The following is an 18,294-nucleotide window of genomic DNA, read 5'->3' as shown; positions in this document are numbered from 1 at the left end:
TCCCAATGCCTATCGCGTTGTCGTTGGGAGAAATCACCTTACCACCAGCCGTTGGCAACCCAGTGGGCTTGGGCAGCCTGCCAGGAGCCATAGCGGTTTTGCATGTATTGCTGGGCCACTTCTTCTTGGTGTTGTGGCGAGAGGTCGCCCCCCAGGTAGGCCAGGTCTAATTGGTAGCGGCCGTAGTGAACCCCGTTTTGAGCGGTGTAGCTGCCACCAGATTCCCGCTGGGCAATCCATTCCTTGGCGGCCTGTTCACTGCTGCTGAGGTTGGCAGACTGGCTGGCCTTTTGGTCGGTGTTCTTGTCATCGTTGTTTTGGCTGGCAGCCGCATTCTGGCTGCTGCTATTCAGGGACGCAATTTCCCCATTTCCCTTAATCAGGAGCTTTTGGCCAACGTGCAGCTGGTTAACGTCGCTCAGGTTATTGTCCTTCGCGATCTCACTAATTAAACTGTTGTCCTTGGCGAACTTGTAAGAAATACTCGAAAGGGTATCACCACTTTGAACGGTGTAAACCATGTCGGCGTTAGCGACCGCTGCGGTCGTGCTGACACCTAATGCAACCACCCCAAGAGTAGTAAAGACTTTAACCAAGTTTTTCTTAGTATTCATATGTAAAACAACCATCCTTTATTAATCTGATTATTCGTTCAACGTCCTTTATACTACACGGCAAACTTTACCATCCTGTAACAGCTTCTTTTCTCTTTCCCCGTTTTCGGCATGAACTTGTTAAGCAACTGTAACATTATCTTTGCCCCCTGCAAGAGCCAAGCGGCCTCCAGCTTACGGCCAGAATGGATCCAGCGCCTGCAAAAATCTTCGCTAATCCTTCACATTGCAAACAAAAAAGAGCAAATTCAGCGGGAAACCATCCTGATTTCCCGTCAATTTGCTCCTTATTTGCCGGAATTGCCGGCCCTTTATTACAGTTGTGTTGCAAAATAACGCTCACAATACTTCGCAACCCCGTCACGTTCGTTGCTGTCGGTGATCGCCGTTGCGGCTGCCTTGACCTGGGGCAGACCGTTTTTCATTACGATCCCCTGGGCCGCCGCCCGAATCATTTCCAGGTCATTATCCGCGTCCCCAAAGCTCATCAAGTTACTAAAATCTTCGCCAAAGTGGTCGAGCAACGCCTTTAGCCCCACCGACTTGTTGACACCGATTGGCAGGAACTCCATTATCATCGGCTGGGATTGCACCGCGTGGTACTGCTCCTTCAGGCTGGCGGGCAGGTGTTTGATGATCGGTGAGAGCTCCTCAGGCGAAATCGCCATTACCGCCTTGCTGTACACCTTTTCCGGCAGGTGCCGGCTGGCGATACTTTCAAACTTAATGTTTTTCAAGACCGTCCGGTAGACCGAGCCGGGAAAATCATTGAGTTCGTACACCTGGTCAAAATCCAGCACATTCAGCGGGATCTCGTTGGCCTCAACAAAGCTGAGCAGCGGCTGAAGGTCCTGCTTCGCCATCCCCCGCTCAAACAGGTGCTCCTTGGTGAGGTTGTTAATTACCAGGCCGCCATTAAAGGTAATCGTATAGTCCTCCGGCATCGTTAAGCCCAGTTGTTCAATATAAGGCCAAATGGCATTAATCGGCCGTCCGGTACACAGTACAACGTGGATTCCCTGTTCATGCAGCCGCTTTAAGACCGCTTCATTCCGTGCTGAAATTTCCTTCCGGTTATTTAGAAGGGTGTTATCTAAGTCTAAGGCAATCGTCTTAATCATTTGCTTGTTGCTCCTTACCATCATCCAATTCCCCTTGCACAATCTGCTCATTAAATTCCGCCAGGAGGTCCAACAGCTGCTTACCGCGGTCACTGCCAAACACGCTGACCCACTTGCTAAACCGCTGCCGAACCTTCGCATTGATTCTCTCTTCGGCCTGCTTGCCCAGTGCCGTTGCGGTCAGGGACTGCCGGCGCCGGTCTCTGGGGTCCGGTTTTTGAAGGACGTATTCATTGGCTATTAAAACCCGCAACTGGCGGGAAATCGCGCTCCGCGTCACCCGCCGCTGGTGGGCAATTTCCATCAGCTTAATCCCCGGCTGCTTGGTAATCGTCCGTAAGATCATGTACTGTTCAAACGACAGCGAGTACTCGGCGGAGGGCTGGGAAATAAACTTGCCGAGGCCCTTGAGCCCCGTCAGGTAAACGTCCACCGCCTGATCCAATAGCTGGTCATCATCTGCCAATTAAGCCACCCCTATTTGTTGTTCAAAATTGCCTTGGCAATCATCCGGGTATAGTGGACGTTCCCCTGCTCATCCATGTGAACATTATCGGCAGCAAACCAGTCAGCGTGGTTGTTGCTCTCCTGATACCAGTCGATGACGTGGACGTTTTTGTGCTGTTTAGCGGCTGCCTTGATCTGCCGGTTCACAGTTTGCTGCCAGGGCCGCGTCGGCACGTGGGCCGTAATCCAGAACACCTGACGGTCAGAGCCGATTCCCGCCAGAATCTGGTTGACGGTTTCCTTGGTCATTGCCCCATTGGTTCCCAAATTGAGGACCACAATCTTGTTGAGGTGCCCCTGGGCTTTCAGCTGGTCAATCACTGCGGGCGTATCAGCGCCCTGACGGCCGACTTGGGCGTCAACGTAAGCCTGCGGCATCAGCTTCTGAATGTTGCTGGCGGCATCCGCCATCACCGAATCACCAACCGCCGTGATCTTGACGTTTTGCAACTTCTTGACCTGGTCACTAGTCAGGTTATATTCCCTTTCCAGTTTCGTTGGCTGGGCCGTTGAGGCCTTCTTGCCTTCCGCAATCTGCTTATTATTTTGTGCCGCCAGCTGGTGGTTGTGCTCAATTCGCGCCTGCACCACGTTTTTGGCTGGCTGGTGGTCCGGCTGGCTAAAGCCAAACAGGGCAATCCCTAGTGTCAAAATACTAACTGCCAATTTAATTCCTCCTTGCCAAGTTACCGCGCGTAAATTCCGCCAATCCTGACGAAGATTGGTCCAGTCATAGTGCGCTAACGGCCGTTCCAACAACTGGTAAGACAGCTCACTGATGATTGCAATCATTAATAGTTCAACCACGGCGTTGACCAGCGGGTGCACCCCCACGTGAACCCACCGCTCGTAGAAAATCATCACCGGGTACTGGTACACGTAAATTCCGTAAGACCGCTTGCCGACCCAGGAAAAGAAGGGGTTGGTGAGCCAGGCATTTAGTGACGCGCCCGGGTGCAGAATCATCGCCACTAAAACCATCCCGACGATGCTATAAAAGAACATCCCTCCGCGGTAAGTGGCCGGATTCTGCCCGTTCAGCGTAACAAAGCCGATAATCGTAATGATAATCGCCGCAATCCCGATCCCGTTGAGCTTTTGTACGTCCGAACGAATCAGGTTGCGCGGTAGCTTGTCCAGCGGCCAGGTGAGGCCCAGCCAAGCCCCTAGCAAGAGGGAAAAGGCCCGCGTGTCTGTCCCGTAGTACACCCGGTTAATGTTTTGCGGGTCATAGAGCACCGCCATTTCGACGGCTGACAAAATGGCTAAGAGCAAGACCAGCCACTTGACCGTCCGCCGTTTCAGGAGGTGAAGCATCAACACCAGGATTACCGGCCACAGGAGGTAAAACTGGGCCTCCACCCCGAGGGTCCAGAGGTGGGTAAACGGTGAAGCACCCCCGAACTGGTCAAAGTAGGACTGGCCATGCTTAATCTCCCACCAGTTATACACCCACAGCAGGTTGGTAATCACCGTCGCCTTAATGTGGTGCAATAACGGCCGGGCAAACAGGGTGATGTACGCCGTCGTCAGCACCAGCATGGCGACCAGGACCGGGTACAAGCGCTTAAAGCGTCGTTTGTAAAAGCCCCGAACATCAAAGGACCCCTCCTGGTCAAAGTGCTTGGTGACCTGATATGTAACAAAATAGCCCGAAATCAACAGAAAAAGAGGAACCCCCAAGTAGCCCCCCTGAAGTACGTTCGGTAACAGGTGGTAGATAATCACCCCTAATACCGCTAAAGTACGCAGGCCATCAATCCCCGTAATATATTGACTGTGCCTCCGCATCGCTGCTCTCATCTTTCACAAACCTCCACTTTTTCTCTTACTCCTCATAAAATTATACTGGCTTAATCAACGACTGTATAGCCTTTTTTCCGATTAAAACCGGCCCTGGCAAAGAAGCTTGTCAAGGCCGGTTAATAATTCCTAGCCGACGTGATTTTCCTTAAGAATATCTTCCACGACCTGGTCCATTTCCGGGGTCCGTTTCCACTCTTCCCAGTGGTCCATCGACTCGTCCTGCATCTGATAGTGGCTGTTAACGTAGTCCTCGTACTTAATCACGTTCCGGGAATGAGGAATATTTAGCTGGAGGATGCGCACCTGCTTGATGAAGCCCCGCTCCGCCGCCAGCTCGGCCCGCCCATTATGGACCATGTTGCCGATCTCGTAGTAGCTCGTGCCGTCATTGCGGGTAATCTCTTCAATCAGTGTCAATACTTGCTGTTGTTTTTCCAAAACCATCCTGCTCCCTTCACTAACCATTATAGGGACTTTAAAACGAAAAATCACCGTCAAAATGACGGTGATTGGCATAAGAGAGAAAGAGAATTGATTAGAAGGTAAATACTTAATACCTTGCAACTATTATGATAGCGGTTACACCGTAATAAGTCAACAGTAAATCACAAAAATGTCAATTTTAAGCGCGGGTTTAAAACAAATAAGAGCCAGAGAGCGCTGTCAACCAGCTCTACTCCAGCTCATTAATAATTATTGAACGGTAACGGACTTAGCGAGGTTCCGGGGCTTATCCACGTCCAGCCCCTTGCCCAGGCTGGTGTAGTAGGCCAGCAGCTGTGCCGGAACAACACTCAGCAGCGGTGTCAGCGTCTCGTCAACATCTGGCAGGACGATCGTATCGTCTTCCTGAGCCAAGTGGCGGGAAACGATCGTAATCGTGCTTGCCCCCCGCGCCTTGGTTTCATCCAGGTTGCTGCGGGTCAATCCCGCGGTCCGGTCCTGGGTAATGATCCCGATTACCGGGGTGCGGTCCTCAATCAGGGCAATGGTTCCGTGCTTGAGTTCACCGGAAGCAAACCCTTCGGCCTGAACATACGAAATTTCCTTGAGCTTCAGTGCCGCTTCCAGTGAAACCGTCCAGTCAAGTCCCCGCCCGATGTAGAAGGCGTTCCGCGGCTTCGACAGGTAGCGCGCCGCCACTTCTTCCAGCGTCTTCTTGCTGTCGGTGATCGACTGCATTCCGTTAGCGACTAAGCCCAGCTGGTGCTTGACGTCAAAGTCCTTGGCGGCCGGTTTGCCCAGGTATTCGCCGAGGGCCTTAGCGAGGATTGCTTCCACCGCAATTTGGGCTGTGTAGGCCTTAGTGGAAGCCACGGCAATCTCAGGACCGGCGTAGAGCAGTTCCGTGAAGGTCGCTTCCCGTGAGAGAGTCGACTTGTCCACGTTGGTGATCGTCAGACTTGGCCAGTTGTTTTGGTTGACGTTTACCAATACCTGCCGGCTGTCCGCGGTTTCCCCACTCTGACTAAGGAAGATAAAGAACGGTTTTTGCGACAGCAGCGGTTGCTCGTAAGCAAACTCAGATGAGATATGAACAGTGGTCGGAACTCCACAAAGCCGTTCAAAGATCCGCGCTCCGACTAAACCGGCGTGGTAGCTCGTCCCGGCCCCAATAATGTAGAGGTGGTCAGCGTCAGCCATTGCTTTGAGCAGGTCTGCATTAATTTGGGGCTGGTCACTATCACCAAAGTATTCTTGGACCAGCTTCCGCATGACGGCAGGCTGCTCATCAATTTCCTTCAGCATGTAGTAAGGATAGGCTCCCTTATCAGCCGCGTTTTCATCCATGTCGACGGTGAAGGTGTCCCGGTGCTTTTCATTGCCGGAGAAGTCCTTGATGGTTACGTGGTCCGGCTTAACAATCACCAGCTCGTGGTCATCAATTTCCATAAACTGGTTGGTCTGCTTAATCATCGACATCGCGTCAGACCCGACCAGGTTGTAGCCGTCGGCCAGGCCCACCAGCAACGGACTCTTGTTTTTTGCCACGTACAGAGTGTCCGGCTGTTCCCGGTCCATCAGGACAAAGGCGTAGGAAGAGTCGTCACTGATCAGGCGCAGGACCTTCAGCAGGGCCGCCTCGGTCGACATCTGGTCTTCCACAACGAACTTGTCAACCAGCTGAACCACCACTTCGGTATCGGTCTGGCTGGCAAAGTGAACGTCGGCCAGGTATTCCTTCTTTAACTGGGCGTAGTTCTCAATGACCCCGTTGTGCACCAGGTAGAAACGGTTATCCTGGGAGTATTGCGGGTGTGCATTGGCCTCGTTCGGCTCGCCGTGGGTCGCCCACCGGGTGTGGCCAATCCCGGCTGACCCGTGCACATCATCCGTTAAGGCTGCTTCTAAGTTGCTGATCCGGCCCGGCCGCTTTACCAGGTAGTCATGACCGTCCTGAGCGTTGACGTACACTCCCGCGGAATCGTAACCACGATATTCCAGCCGCTTCAAGCCTTCAATTAAGATTGATAAGCTGTTGTCAGTCCCTGTAACTCCAACAATTCCACACATAATTAATTCCATCCTTTTTAGTTAACATTTAATTCGTCGAAATTGGTATAGATATCTTGAAAATCGCTACCTTTCGCGTAACTGTATTGTATAGTACAAGCTTTCAAAATATTTGTCAATCGGTTGCACTTAATTGGTCTAGCTTCGTTAAATAAAGCTTGCACCGCGGTATAACAAAAAAGGCCCGGCACAATTATCCTGCACCAAGACCCGATTTCGTAACTATTCAACTTCAAGCTCTGCGCGAGCAACGTCACCAATCCGTTCGACATACTGGTGAACCAATTCCTCGGTTGGGGCCTCCGCCATGATTCGCAGCAGCGGCTCCGTCCCGCTTGGCCGCACCAGGACCCGGCCGTTCCCCGCCATTTCCGCTTCGACCGCGGCAATAACCTCCCGCAGCTTAGCGTTCTGCATAGCGGCCTCCTTATCAGCCACCTTAATGTTAAGTAATTCTTGCGGGTAGGTAGTAACGTCACTGGCCAATTCAGCGAGGGTCTTACCACTCTCCTTTACCACTGACAGGAGCTGCAGGGCGGTGAGCATCCCGTCCCCGGTCGTGTTGTGGTCCAGGAAAATGATATGGCCCGACTGCTCGCCACCAAGGTTGTAGCCGCTCTTGAGCATTTCTTCGACGACGTACCGGTCCCCGACCTTGGTCTTAACGCTCTTCATCCCGTGTGCTTCCAGGGCCTTGTACATCCCCAGGTTGCTCATCACGGTCGTCACTACCGTATCCTTTTTCAGCAGTCCCTTGCTGTCCATGTACTTTCCACAAATGTACATGATCTTATCGCCGTCAACAATCTGGCCAGCGGCGTCAACGGCAATGCAACGGTCCCCGTCACCATCAAAGGCCAGTCCCAGGTCCGCCTGGTTTTCAACGACCGTCTTTTGCAAGCCCGCCGGGTGGGTCGACCCGCAGTTGAGGTTCGTGTTCAGGCCGTTGGGCTGGGCATTGATTGGTACAAAGTCAACGTTCATGTCAGCAAACAGGTTCGGTACAAAGCCGCTGGTGGCACCGTTAGCAGCGTCAACGACTACCTTCAGACCGCTCAAGTCGGTAGAAACGGTCTGTTCCAAAAAGGAGGTGTACTTCAGCGCCCCTTCGTGGTAGTCGGCCACCATTCCCAAACCTTCATCGGACGGCCGGGGCAGCGTATCTTCCGCCGCATCCAGCAGTTGTTCGATTTCGTATTCCAGTTCATCGGACAGTTTAAACCCGTCCCCACCGAAATACTTAATCCCGTTGTACTTAATCGGGTTATGGCTTGCGGTAATCATTACCCCGGCATCCGCCTCCTGGGCCCGTACTAAGTAGGCCACTCCCGGCGTCGTTACCACGCCAAGCCGCAGGACCTCGATGCCGACGGATAGCAGGCCGGCCACCAAGGCGTTTTCCAGCATCTGCCCAGAAATCCGGGTGTCCCGTGCCACCAAGACTTGGGGTTGTTTCCGGTCCGAATGGCGGGTCAGGACATAACCGCCCGCCCGACCAACCCGGAAGGCCAGTTCAGGGCTCAAGTCTTTATTTGCCACCCCGCGAACACCATCTGTACCAAAATATTTAAGTTTCATGATAGTTCTCCTTTAGTTGTTTGTTGAATCCGCACTGCTGTTATCGACGTCGCTGTTAGCAGTCTGATTATTACCCCGCGCGCCCGCCGATGAGTTGCTCGACCGGGAGGCGCTAGCGCTAGTGCTGCTCGACGACGAATCACCGCCCCGGCTGACCGGGATTGTTACCCCGGTTACCTTCGGCATGATTACCACGTTTAACGTCTGTCCGTTCTTATCAACCGCCTGCAGGGTCACCTGTCGTTGGAAAGTTCCCTTGGCGTCATTTGGAACCGCCACAAAGGCTATTACCCGGCTGACCCGGTTGACTTCCTCCCGGGAACCGGTTACCTGAACAACGTCGGTATCAATCCGCGGCCGTCCGACCGTGTAGCCATTTTCCAGGTCATGGTTGCTCAAGCGGACATCCACGTGCATATTAATCGTCTTGCGGGGCTGGATGTTAACCTTAATATACCGTGGCTCAGTCACCGCGTGCAAGTCCGAATTAAGACCGCTGGTTTTGACCGCCACCCGGTGTTCACCCGGCGCGAGGTCATTCAAGTCGGCATACACCCGGAAGTTCTGGGTATTGCTCGTCGTTGTAACCAGGGCAGACGGCCCGCTGACCTTGACCTTGACATACTGGGGATAGCCGGTCACAACGTAACGGTCGTTATCGACCGTGATGTTGAGCGGCATCCGGATGCTGGCCGTCCGGTTGGACATCAGCGCACTATTTTCGTTGCTGTCCCGAGTATTCTGTCGGAGGAAGCCATTCTTGCTCCCGTTAACGTAAATGAACAGGAAAATAGCTAAAACAAGCGAAAGCAGGCGCAGAACCCACCGCCGGCTGAAGATTCCATCATTATTTCTGTTCATGACGGCCACCTCCCCGACGTCCAAACTTGGTGTAGAGCTGGGTCAGCAGGTTATCCCGGTGCTGCGGCTCGTGCTTGTACAGCTGGGCCCGCAAAAACTTCAGGTAGTCACTCTGCGACATATTGCGGATTAACTCGTTATCCTTGGTGATTGAAACCTCACCCGTTTCTTCCGAAATCACAATGGTGAGGGCGTCCGTCACCTCGCTGATTCCCACCGCGGCCCGGTGCCGGGTCCCCAGCTCTTTTGGGATCAGCTTGCTGTCCGATAATGGCAGGTAGGCAGCGGCGACGGCAATCCGGTTATCCTTGATAATCACCGCCCCGTCGTGTAGCGGCGTATTGGGAATAAAGGTATTAATCAACAGGGCCCCGGAAATGTCAGCGTCCAGCGGAATACCGGTTTCAATGTACTCTTCCAAACCGGTATTCATCTGAATACTAATCAAGGCCCCGATTCGGCGCTTCGACATGTACTGAATCGCCTGGTCCAGCTGCTTGATTAGCCCTTCTTCCGTCTCGTTAGTCGTCTGGTGAGCAGTAAAGAACGAGCCGCGTCCTAAATGCTCCAGTCCCCGCCGGATTTCTGGCTGGAAGATAATCACGATGGCAATTACCCCCCAGTTAATGACCTGATCCATCAGCCAGGAAACGGTACTCAGACCGACGTACCAGCTGACTACCTTTACCAGGATAATTATCAAAATCCCGCGAAAGAGCTGGACTGCCCGGGTCCCCCGAATTAAGATCAGCAGTTCATAAATCAAAAACCAGATTACGAGGATATCAATCAGGCGAATTAAGTTTTGCCACGTCAGAAGCGAAACAATAAACTGCATAGCATTCACCATCCTCTAAATTCACGTTCATATTATATCATTTTAAGGGATAAAAATCTGTTATCCTGGAAGTATCAACTTAGCAAAGGGAGCATCCTTATGAAACAGTCCACTTTCTGCTGGCTTATCCGGCTTTATTTCTGGTCCTTAATCATCCTCTTGGCGGTCTTCGTCAAGCCGCCGTACGATTTCATGGCTTTTAACACCTTTCTGGGCTACCTGCCCATCGAACTTGGGATCTTCTTGCGGCACTTTAACGACCGGCGGGCACTAGCCTTCTGGGTGCTGTTAGTAGTCTGGCTGCTCTTTTACCCCAACGCGCCTTACGTTTCGACCGACCTCTTCCACCTCTCCTGGCTCCATCCCCACACCAACGTCACCGGAATCCTTAAAACCGACCCGGTAATGTGGCTGATTTTTGCCATGATGCTGGTCTGTGCCCTCTCCTGCCTCATTCTGGGCATCATTAGCCTCGACCACACGGCCCGCCAGCTCACCCAATTGACAAGTCCACACCATCCCCGTCTCAAATACTGCTGGGTCATCCTATTCATGCTGACCGCCAGTACGGGAATCTATATTGGCCGCTTCCTGCGCCTGCACTCCATCTACCTCCTCTTTACGCCCTCCTGGTTCTTCAAACAGCTCTGGGGGATCTGGTCCTGGCCAACCACCGAGTTCATTTTGATTATGACGGGAATGCAGCTGATCGTCTACTGGCTCCTCAAGCTCACCCAGCAGGCAACTAAAATGATTTAACGTCAAGGGAGTGGGACAGAACTAGCTTGTCTAGTTCGTTGTCCCACCCCCGCAAGGATGGCTAGGTTGGTCAAATGCTGATTTATCAGCGTTTGAACTGCCAGCCAGCTACTGCGCTATTGCATTTTTATCTTTAAAATAGTAAAGAGACTGAGTTAATTCCCAGCCCCTTCGTACTACCTTATTCGATTTTGAAACTAATAATAATGCTTACATATTATTCTACCAGCGCCGCTTGGACCTGGTCAGCAGTGGGAATTGATGGCATCGCACCCATCTGCTGAACGGTCAGGCTGGAAGCCCGCTGCGCGTAAACCAAGGCTTCAGCAACGTTGCTCAAGTCGTCGTTCAGCTGGGAACTGAGGGCCCCGATAAAGGTATCCCCGGCCGCGGTGGTATCAACCGCCTTAACCTTAAACGCTGGAACCAGCCCATGCCCGGCTGGCGTCGCGTAAAAGACCCCCTTCGACCCCAGAGTGACCAGGAGGTGGGAAACTCCCTGGGACCGGAAATACTCGGCGCTCTTGAGCATTGACTCCTCGTCAGCAATTTCAATCCCGGTCAGTAAAGCACATTCACTTTCGTTCGGTGCAATCACGTCCGTGTACTGCAGCAATTCGGGAATAATATCATGGGCTGGTGCCGGGTTCAAAATCGTTGTGACCCCGTGTTTCTTGGCCAACTTGAAGGCCGCCAGGGTCACCGCCTGGGGTGTTTCAAACTGGCTGATCAGGAAGTCGGCACCGTCCAGGACGTCCTCAGCGCCAGCCAGGACGTCAGTTGTCAGCGCCTGGTTGGCCCCGCCATAAATCATGATGTCGTTTTGCCCGTTGGCATCCAGGGTCACCGCCGCACTCCCGGTTCCGTGGTACTGATCGATTGCGACGTGTCGGACGTCAATGGCGTTTTCCTTGAGGGCCTCCAGCATGTAATCGCCCTCGCTGTCAGAACCAACTGCGCCGATAAAAGCGGTTTGGGCGCCGGAACGAGCGGCGGCGACGGCCTGGTTCGCCCCCTTGCCGCCCGGTGCAGAACTCTTGCTGCGGGCGGCAATCGTCTCGCCCGGCTGGGGGAAGCGTTCAACGTGGTAGGTGGTATCAACATTAATGCTGCCTAAGACAACAACTTTCTTGCTCATGTTCCTTCTCCTTTTGGTAAAACGTTTTATATCACCAGGCAATTTTACCACATCTGCAAAGCGATTACAAAACGATGATAGCAATACGTAAAACGTTTTGATAATAATTAAAAAATAACGGGCCGGGAATGGCTTTCCCCGCCCTCATTTTTAGTTAGTTGCGACCGATAATCCGGACTTCCGTCTGCAAGCTTACCCCAAACTTTTCCTTTACCGTTTCCTGGACGTGGTGAATTACCGCAACGTAATCATTAGCGGTCCCGTGGTCAATATTCACGATAAAGCCGGCGTGCTTGGTAGAAACCTGCGCTCCGCCTGACGTGTACCCCTGTAGGCCCGCATCGTGGATGAGCTTGCCGGCAAAGTAACCGGTTGGCCGCTTGAAGACACTCCCGCAGGAAGGCAGGTCCAACGGCTGCTTAGCAGCCCGCCGCGCGTTAAGTTCATTCATCTTAGCGGCAATTTGCTCGTGGTCGCCGGACGCAAGCCGGAAGGTTGCGTCAAGCACGACCCCGTGGCTGTCCTGAACGCTGCTGTGCCGGTAGCCAAAGTCCAATTCCTCATTGGTCAGGCGGCTGACCGTACCGTCCGGCAGGAGCACGGTTGCACTCTCCACCACCTGCTTGGTCTCACCACCGTAGGCCCCAGCATTCATAAAGATCGCCCCGCCAATGCTGCCGGGAATCCCGGCCGCAAATTCTAGGCCGGTCAGGCTGTGGTCCCGGGCAGCGATCGTGGTGTCGATGTAGGCGGCCCCCGCCTGGGCAGTGACCCGGTCGTCAGCCACGCTGATGCTATTCATCCGCGTTAAAATCAAGGTCAGGCCCTCGATCCCGCCGTCACGGACAATCAGGTTGCTGGCGTTGCCCAGTACGGTCAACGGCAGCTGGTGGTCATTAGCATAGGCAACCAGGGTTTGAACCTCTTCCACACTCTTCGGAAAGGCCAGCCAGTCGGCCGGACCGCCGGTGTGGGTGTAAGTATAACGCATCAACGGTTCATCCTGCTTGATTTCGATTTCCGGGAACTCTGTCATCATATTAGCCATATTTATTCCTCATCCTAATCCATAATTTTGCTTACCATGATATTGTATCATTTAATTGCAAAAGCAGGCGGCCATTTGTACAATTAAGCTATTAACAACCAACCTACTCAGGAGGCGGAATTAAATGAACTTTATCGCGATGGACTTTGAAACGGCTAGCGGCAAACGTTATAGTGCCTGCTCCCTCGCCCTGACGATTGTTCGCAACAACCAGATTGCCGACGAATTCTACACCCTCATCAATCCGCAAACGCCCTTTTTCTGGCGGAACGTCCAAATTCACGGCATCCACGAACGCGACGTCGCCAACGCGCCAACCTTTCCTGAGGTTTGGGAGCACATCAAGGGCTTCTACACCCCAGACAAACTGGTGATCGCGCATAACAACCGCTTTGACAACGGGGTCCTCAAGAGTACCCTCGAACACTACGGAATCGAGCCGCCGGCCTACCAGACCCTGGACACCGTCGTCAGCAGCCGGCGTCTACTGCCGGGCTTAAGCAATTACAAGCTTAACACGGTCTGCGCTGCCCTCAACATTGACCTGCACCACCACCACAACGCCCTCGACGACGCCCAAGCCTGCGCCAACATCCTGCTTTACCAGGGCCAGCACTTCGGCAGCCAGCGCTTGCGGCCCTTCATCAAGATGGTCGGCTAGAATAACAAAGGAGAACAATTACGATGTCAGAAATTTCATTACATGGCGGGGCCTTAACGACCACCCAGCTCAACGCCATTTTTACCACGATTCCGGTCGAATTCGACTTCATTGACGAGAACGACATTGTCCGCTGGTCGTCAGCAAACCGGCACCGGCTTTTCAAACGGACCGACGATGACCTCGGCAAGCACGTACTCGAAGTGCATCCCGGTCACAGCCAGGGCCGGGTCAAACAGGTACTGCACGAGATGCACAGCGGTGACCGGGATTCCATTAAAATCTTGATCCACTACCACAAGCAGCCCATCAGCATTGCCTTCTATGCCCTGCATGATGACCAGGGCAAGTATATCGGCTGCGTTGAAGTCACCCAGCCGGTCGGGGAAATGCAAGAACGGGGGTCCCTGCTACGAAACATTAAGCAGGTCTTTAATCGGCACTAAAATAACGCCTGAAACCGGCTCTGAACCGATTTCAGGCGTTATTTGCTAGTCTGCTCGCTTTTGGTATTCCATTTCCAGAACTTCCCGCTGGCCCGCCTGGTGCCGACCGGTCTGCCGGAAGCCCAGCTTTTGGTAGAGGCGGATTGCCGGAACGTTTTCAGCAAAAACCGTCAGCACCAGCTGCTGGAGGCTACTGTAATTCTGGAACCAGTATTCGGCTTCGTCCACCAGCAATTGGCCGATACCATTGCGCCAGTACGGTTTAGCAACCACCACGCCCAGTTCGCCAACGCCCGGCTGGTCCTCCAAGACCATTACCGTCACGATCCCGATCGGCTGACCACCAAGCATTGCCAGCATGATTACGCAGTCGTCAAAGCTGTTAATCATTTCGATGTTGCGGCGTTCCTGCTCAACCGTGACGTCCGCAAGGTGGGGAATTAACACGGCGTCGCTCTCCGTAGCTGCCTTGCGTAGGAAGGCCAGGATATTGGCCGCATCGTCGGCCGCTGCGAGTTTGATTTGTACTTCGTCCGCCATTAGGCTACCACCGTTGCGACCAGTTGCTGAAAATGAGCCCCATGGGGTTCAAATTCCAACACCCGTTTGTTTTCGTCGCTGGTCCGCTTAAAGTGGATCGCCAAGAAGTCCGCCGGCAGCTCGTCTTCCACGAACTCCGCCCATTCGACAACGCTGACCCCGTCGCTGTCAAAGTATTCCTCAAGGCCGAGGTCTTCACCGCCACCATTTTCTAGGCGGTAGGCATCCATGTGGTATAAGGGCAGGCGCCCATCGTGGTACTCATGGATAATCGTAAAGGTCGGGCTCTTGATAATGTCAGGAATTGCCAACCCCCGGGCCAGGCCCTTGGTAAAGGTTGTCTTCCCCGCCCCCAGGTCGCCATCGAGGACGAGGACGTCGCCCGCCGCCAGCTGGGTGCCAACCGCCTTGCCCAGCGCAATTGTGGCCTCCCGGCTATCCATTTCAACTGTCTGCATTGTGCTCACCTCAGTAATGTTCTTAATTGTCCCTATTGTAGCCCATCGCTAATGGGAAAACAAAGGAAGCGTAACCGGGCTCTTGCTAGCCGCTGACACGCTTCCTTTTATAATTACTTGATTTAATTAATTTATGCCCGAGCCGCCGTAATCAGGGCCACCTTGTAAACGTCGTCTTCATTGCAGCCCCGTGACAGGTCGGCAATCGGCGCATTTAATCCTTGCAGGATCGGGCCCACTGCGGTAAAGCCGCCGAAACGCTGGGCAATCTTGTAGCCAATGTTACCGGCTTCCAGGCTTGGGAAGATAAAGACGTTGGCGTGCCCAGCAACCTTGGAGTCAGGCGCTTTTAACTCGCCGACTTCTGGTACGAAGGCCGCGTCGAATTGCAGTTCACCATCAGCAGCCAGGTCCGGTGCTAATTCGTGAACCTTTTCCGTGGCTTCAGCAACCTTGGTGACCATCTCACCCTTGGCCGAACCCTTGGTGGAGAAGCTCAGGAGGGCAACCTTCGGGTCAATCCCAAAGAGCTTGGCGGTTTCGGCACTTTGCACCGCTACTTCCGCCATCGTTGGGGCGTCCAATTCGATGTTGATTGCACAGTCAGCAAAGATGTAGCGCTGGTCGCCCTTGATCATCAAGAAGGCCCCGCTGATCCGGTGGGATCCCGGCTTGGTCTTGACGATTTGGAGTGCTGGCCGGACGGTTGAACCGGTAGAGTGAACCGCCCCGGAAACCATCCCATCAGCCTTGCCCAGGTAAACCAGCATGGTGCCGAAGTAGCTGACGTCTTGCAGCATCTTCTCGACCTGTTCAGGAGTGTTCTTGCCCTTGCGCCGTTCCAGCAGGGCGTCAAACATGGCTTGCTTGTCCTCCGCTGGGTACTCGGCCGGATCCAACACCGTCAGTGCAGAAAGGTCCCAGCCGTTCTCCTTGGCAGTCGCTTCAATCTCACTGCGCTTGCCGAGCAGGATCGGCTTTACCAGGCCATCTTGTTGCAGACGAACCGCTGCACCAAGCACCCGTTTGTCTTCGCCCTCGGGAAAAACAATCGTCTTGTTTTGTCCCTTTACCTTAGCAGCAATTTCTTCAAATAATTCCATTATGCAAGTACCTCCTCAATTGATCCTAAGCATTTTTCGGCAGCTTATCTGCTGGGCCTTCATCAACTTCCGGGTTTGCCGGCAGTTGCCAATCAATCGGCTGTTCTCCCATCGCCTGAAGTGCTTCATTGGTCTTGGAAAACGGTCGTGAACCAAAGAATCCACGGTTGGCTGACAAGGGACTCGGGTGGGGCGACTCCAGAATAATGTTGGTATTTAGATTAATCAACTTCTTCTTGTCCCGCGCGGCCCGTCCCCACAAAATAAAGACGACCGGCTGGGGGCGTTCCGACAGGGCGTGGATCGCCGCGTCAGTCAGCTGTTCCCAACCATGTCCCCGGTGGGAGTAGGCCTGCCCCGCCCGAACAGTCAGCACAGAATTGAGCAGGAGCACCCCCTGGTCAGCCCAGTGTTTCAGGTAACCGTGGTTCACCGGTCGAAAGCCAACGTCGCTTTGCAACTCCTTATAGATATTTTGCAACGACGGCGGAACCGCCACTCCCGGTAGGACCGAAAAACTGCAACCGTGGGCCTGGTGAGGACCATGGTAGGGGTCCTGCCCTAAAATCACGACTTTGACATCATGAAAGGGCGTCCACTCGAACGCCTCGAAGATGTGGTGCATCTCCGGGTAAATCGTCCGGTGCGTGTACTCCGTTTTCAAGAAATCATGCAGCTGTGAATAGGACTGGCTTTCAAACTCGGGCTTTAAAACATCCCACCAGTCATTATGGATTAATTGTTTCATGACTATTTTGCACCTCGTTTTTTATTTTATCATATCTGATTTACTGGTAACAGTGGCAACGAAAACGCTTTTGCGAGGACATAAATTAGTCATTTGCTGACCAAGCTGGTAGAATAGGTTTAATAATTAATCAAGGATGGTGGTGACTTCGTGCGACAGTTGTATCTTCGGGACCATTCGACGGACCTTCACGGAACAACAATTATTCGGGACGGGCAGGGGCAGTCTTGCTACCTCCTCGTCGGCAAGTGGGGGATGCACCATGACGTCCTCTCCCTTTACGCAATTAACGGGGACCTCCTCGCTGAAGTCAAGCAGCTCTCGCTCGGCCTGCTGCCCAAGTTTGCCCTTTACCAGCACCGACACCGGGTCGGGACAGTGGGAAAGTCACTGGGCTTTGTCCGCCAAGTAATCTATATCCGGGGCTTGAACTGGATTATTGTCGGCTCTCCACTGGGCAACCGCTACCGGGTATTTGGCGGCGGGCACCTGGTTTTTGCCATCAAACCGGTCCAGCGAACCGGAACCTACTACCATGAGCTTCAGGTCGAGCAGGAAGCGGATGAACCCTTAGCAATCCTGATCGCCAGCGTGCTGGACCACTGGGCCCGCGGTGGTCAGGCTGACCGGCAACGAGTCGGCTTTACGAACCGGTCCCTTCAGCGCGGCCTCGGGATGACGTTCAAGCTTCGACAGTGACCAATATCTTTAATAAAGTATAAATGACCTCCAGAGTTCGGTTTCCCGAGCACTGGGGGTCATTTATATTTTGTCAGCGAAGTGACGGTGCCCGCTGCCCTGGTTGGTTACTTCTTGGCAATCAAAACCCGGGTCGGCAGCCAGCCCCACAGGCCGTTAATTCCGGTCCGTTTCACGCTGACCTCCTGACACCGGCCGCGCAGGTAGCGCTCATATTCACCGACGTGTTCCAGATCAATGATAATCAGGTAGCCGGCCGGTTTTAGTACCCGCAGGGCCTCCCGGAGTGCTAACTCGCGGCGCCCCCGTGGCTTGACGTTATGGATTGCCAAACTCGCAAAAACATAGTCAAAACTTGCACTATCAAAGGGCAGCTTGGTCATATCAGCGGTCTTGACCGTGGCCACGGCACCGACGCCAGCAGCTGCAATGTTCTGCTCAGTCGCAGCAAGGGAATTGCCTGACTGGTCAGCAGCCTGCCACAGGTCAATGCCCACCACTTTGCCGGGCTGCCGGAGCTTTTTTGCTACTTCTAACAAAACCGCCCCGTGTCCGGTTCCCAGGTCAAGGACCCGGCTGGTACGCGGGAGCGGCAATGAGTCGACGGTTTCCCGGATAATCGTATACTTTCCCGAACAGCTGGTATGAACATAGGTCAGTGCCAGCACCAGCATTAAGAGCGGAAAAATAAAGTTGTACCAATGGTGTGAAGCCCATGCTGGGATCAACCCGACCAGCCCGCAGGCGGCAAAAATAATCGGTACCAGCGGCGCATCAATTCCCTTTTTCATCTCGTGCTTCCACCCTTCGTCGTTTCTGTTGGCTAAACTAAAGGGAGCGGTCTTCTGCCACGCT

Annotated in this window: 20 protein-coding genes; 4 read left to right on the top strand and 16 right to left on the bottom strand. The window is 53.5% G+C overall.

What is annotated here, in order from left to right; all coding sequences use genetic code 11:
- Nucleotides 1-38 precede the first annotated feature (38 nt).
- From apf to cdaA, 9 genes are all read right to left on the bottom strand, one after another.
- Nucleotides 39-614 carry an aggregation-promoting factor gene (apf, locus tag HMPREF0494_RS07525; protein WP_040458909.1) on the bottom strand — a complete coding sequence of 192 codons (576 nt, stop codon included), beginning with the start codon at nucleotides 612-614 and terminating at the stop codon, nucleotides 39-41.
- A 314-nt stretch (nucleotides 615-928) separates the two neighbouring features.
- A complete protein-coding gene (locus HMPREF0494_RS07520; protein WP_007124357.1) occupies nucleotides 929-1,735 on the bottom strand; it encodes a Cof-type HAD-IIB family hydrolase in 807 nt (268 codons plus the stop codon).
- Nucleotides 1,728-2,201, bottom strand: coding sequence for a MarR family winged helix-turn-helix transcriptional regulator (locus HMPREF0494_RS07515; RefSeq protein WP_007124356.1), 474 nt, complete (start codon nucleotides 2,199-2,201; stop codon nucleotides 1,728-1,730). Before HMPREF0494_RS07515 ends, HMPREF0494_RS07520 begins: the two co-directional genes overlap by 8 nt.
- Nucleotides 2,202-2,212: 11 nt before the next feature.
- Nucleotides 2,213-4,045 carry an acyltransferase family protein gene (locus tag HMPREF0494_RS07510; protein ID WP_007124355.1) on the bottom strand — a complete coding sequence of 611 codons (1,833 nt, stop codon included), beginning with the start codon at nucleotides 4,043-4,045 and terminating at the stop codon, nucleotides 2,213-2,215.
- A 129-nt stretch (nucleotides 4,046-4,174) separates the two neighbouring features.
- Complete coding sequence (locus HMPREF0494_RS07505; RefSeq protein WP_404803171.1) at nucleotides 4,175-4,492, bottom strand: hypothetical protein; 318 nt, start codon at nucleotides 4,490-4,492, stop codon at nucleotides 4,175-4,177.
- Between the two features lie 249 nt (nucleotides 4,493-4,741).
- Complete coding sequence (gene glmS, locus HMPREF0494_RS07500; RefSeq protein ID WP_040458908.1) at nucleotides 4,742-6,562, bottom strand: glutamine--fructose-6-phosphate transaminase (isomerizing); 1,821 nt, start codon at nucleotides 6,560-6,562, stop codon at nucleotides 4,742-4,744.
- Between the two features lie 222 nt (nucleotides 6,563-6,784).
- A complete protein-coding gene (glmM, locus tag HMPREF0494_RS07495) occupies nucleotides 6,785-8,140 on the bottom strand; it encodes a phosphoglucosamine mutase (RefSeq protein ID WP_007124352.1) in 1,356 nt (451 codons plus the stop codon).
- 12 nt (nucleotides 8,141-8,152) lie between these two features.
- Nucleotides 8,153-9,001: a CdaR family protein gene (locus tag HMPREF0494_RS07490; protein WP_007124351.1), complete on the bottom strand. Its 849-nt coding sequence runs from the start codon at nucleotides 8,999-9,001 to the stop codon at nucleotides 8,153-8,155.
- A complete protein-coding gene (gene cdaA, locus HMPREF0494_RS07485; protein WP_040458907.1) occupies nucleotides 8,988-9,839 on the bottom strand; it encodes a diadenylate cyclase CdaA in 852 nt (283 codons plus the stop codon). Before cdaA ends, HMPREF0494_RS07490 begins: the two co-directional genes overlap by 14 nt.
- Nucleotides 9,840-9,938: 99 nt before the next feature.
- Between cdaA and HMPREF0494_RS07480 the strand changes: the two genes are divergently transcribed.
- Nucleotides 9,939-10,598, top strand: a complete 660-nt coding sequence (locus HMPREF0494_RS07480) for a DUF1361 domain-containing protein (RefSeq protein WP_007124349.1) — start codon at nucleotides 9,939-9,941, stop codon at nucleotides 10,596-10,598.
- A gap of 217 nt (nucleotides 10,599-10,815) precedes the next feature.
- Here the strand turns inward: HMPREF0494_RS07480 and rbsK are convergent, their stop codons facing one another.
- Both rbsK and murB read right to left on the bottom strand, forming a co-directional pair.
- Entirely contained in the window at nucleotides 10,816-11,736 is a 921-nt protein-coding gene (gene rbsK, locus HMPREF0494_RS07475; protein WP_007124348.1) for a ribokinase, read from the bottom strand.
- Nucleotides 11,737-11,890: 154 nt separating this feature from the next.
- The gene (gene murB, locus HMPREF0494_RS07470; RefSeq protein WP_007124347.1) at nucleotides 11,891-12,784 is read right to left on the bottom strand and encodes a UDP-N-acetylmuramate dehydrogenase; all 894 of its coding nucleotides are present in this window, start codon (nucleotides 12,782-12,784) and stop codon (nucleotides 11,891-11,893) included.
- A 124-nt stretch (nucleotides 12,785-12,908) separates the two neighbouring features.
- On the opposite strand from murB, the gene HMPREF0494_RS07465 reads away from it, so the two are divergent.
- Both HMPREF0494_RS07465 and HMPREF0494_RS07460 read left to right on the top strand, forming a co-directional pair.
- Nucleotides 12,909-13,445 (top strand): 3'-5' exonuclease, encoded by a 537-nt coding sequence (locus tag HMPREF0494_RS07465; RefSeq protein ID WP_007124346.1) that lies wholly within the window; start codon nucleotides 12,909-12,911, stop codon nucleotides 13,443-13,445.
- Nucleotides 13,446-13,468: 23 nt separating this feature from the next.
- Nucleotides 13,469-13,891 (top strand): PAS domain-containing protein, encoded by a 423-nt coding sequence (locus HMPREF0494_RS07460; RefSeq protein WP_007124345.1) that lies wholly within the window; start codon nucleotides 13,469-13,471, stop codon nucleotides 13,889-13,891.
- A 45-nt stretch (nucleotides 13,892-13,936) separates the two neighbouring features.
- On the opposite strand, the gene HMPREF0494_RS07455 is transcribed toward HMPREF0494_RS07460, so the two are convergent.
- From HMPREF0494_RS07455 to HMPREF0494_RS07440, 4 genes are all read right to left on the bottom strand, one after another.
- On the bottom strand, nucleotides 13,937-14,431 hold the full coding sequence (locus HMPREF0494_RS07455; protein WP_007124344.1) for a GNAT family N-acetyltransferase: 495 nt from the start codon (nucleotides 14,429-14,431) through the stop codon (nucleotides 13,937-13,939).
- Entirely contained in the window at nucleotides 14,431-14,889 is a 459-nt protein-coding gene (tsaE, locus tag HMPREF0494_RS07450; RefSeq protein ID WP_007124343.1) for a tRNA (adenosine(37)-N6)-threonylcarbamoyltransferase complex ATPase subunit type 1 TsaE, read from the bottom strand. Before tsaE ends, HMPREF0494_RS07455 begins: the two co-directional genes overlap by 1 nt.
- A 131-nt stretch (nucleotides 14,890-15,020) precedes the next feature.
- Nucleotides 15,021-15,992: a phosphate acetyltransferase gene (gene pta / locus HMPREF0494_RS07445; protein ID WP_007124342.1), complete on the bottom strand. Its 972-nt coding sequence runs from the start codon at nucleotides 15,990-15,992 to the stop codon at nucleotides 15,021-15,023.
- Between the two features lie 25 nt (nucleotides 15,993-16,017).
- Entirely contained in the window at nucleotides 16,018-16,740 is a 723-nt protein-coding gene (locus tag HMPREF0494_RS07440) for a uracil-DNA glycosylase (RefSeq protein ID WP_007124341.1), read from the bottom strand.
- A 150-nt stretch (nucleotides 16,741-16,890) separates the two neighbouring features.
- On the opposite strand from HMPREF0494_RS07440, the gene HMPREF0494_RS07435 reads away from it, so the two are divergent.
- Nucleotides 16,891-17,439 carry an LURP-one-related/scramblase family protein gene (locus HMPREF0494_RS07435; RefSeq protein ID WP_007124340.1) on the top strand — a complete coding sequence of 183 codons (549 nt, stop codon included), beginning with the start codon at nucleotides 16,891-16,893 and terminating at the stop codon, nucleotides 17,437-17,439.
- A 107-nt stretch (nucleotides 17,440-17,546) separates the two neighbouring features.
- On the opposite strand, the gene HMPREF0494_RS07430 is transcribed toward HMPREF0494_RS07435, so the two are convergent.
- Entirely contained in the window at nucleotides 17,547-18,230 is a 684-nt protein-coding gene (locus HMPREF0494_RS07430; protein WP_007124339.1) for a class I SAM-dependent methyltransferase, read from the bottom strand.
- Between the last annotated feature and the right edge of the window lie 64 nt (nucleotides 18,231-18,294).

Origin of the sequence: Limosilactobacillus antri DSM 16041 (assembly GCF_000160835.1) — a bacterium.
In the GTDB taxonomy this organism is placed as follows: domain Bacteria; phylum Bacillota; class Bacilli; order Lactobacillales; family Lactobacillaceae; genus Limosilactobacillus; species Limosilactobacillus antri.
Note: the sequence above shows the minus strand (reverse complement) of the source record. Positions and strands in the feature narration are given on the sequence as shown.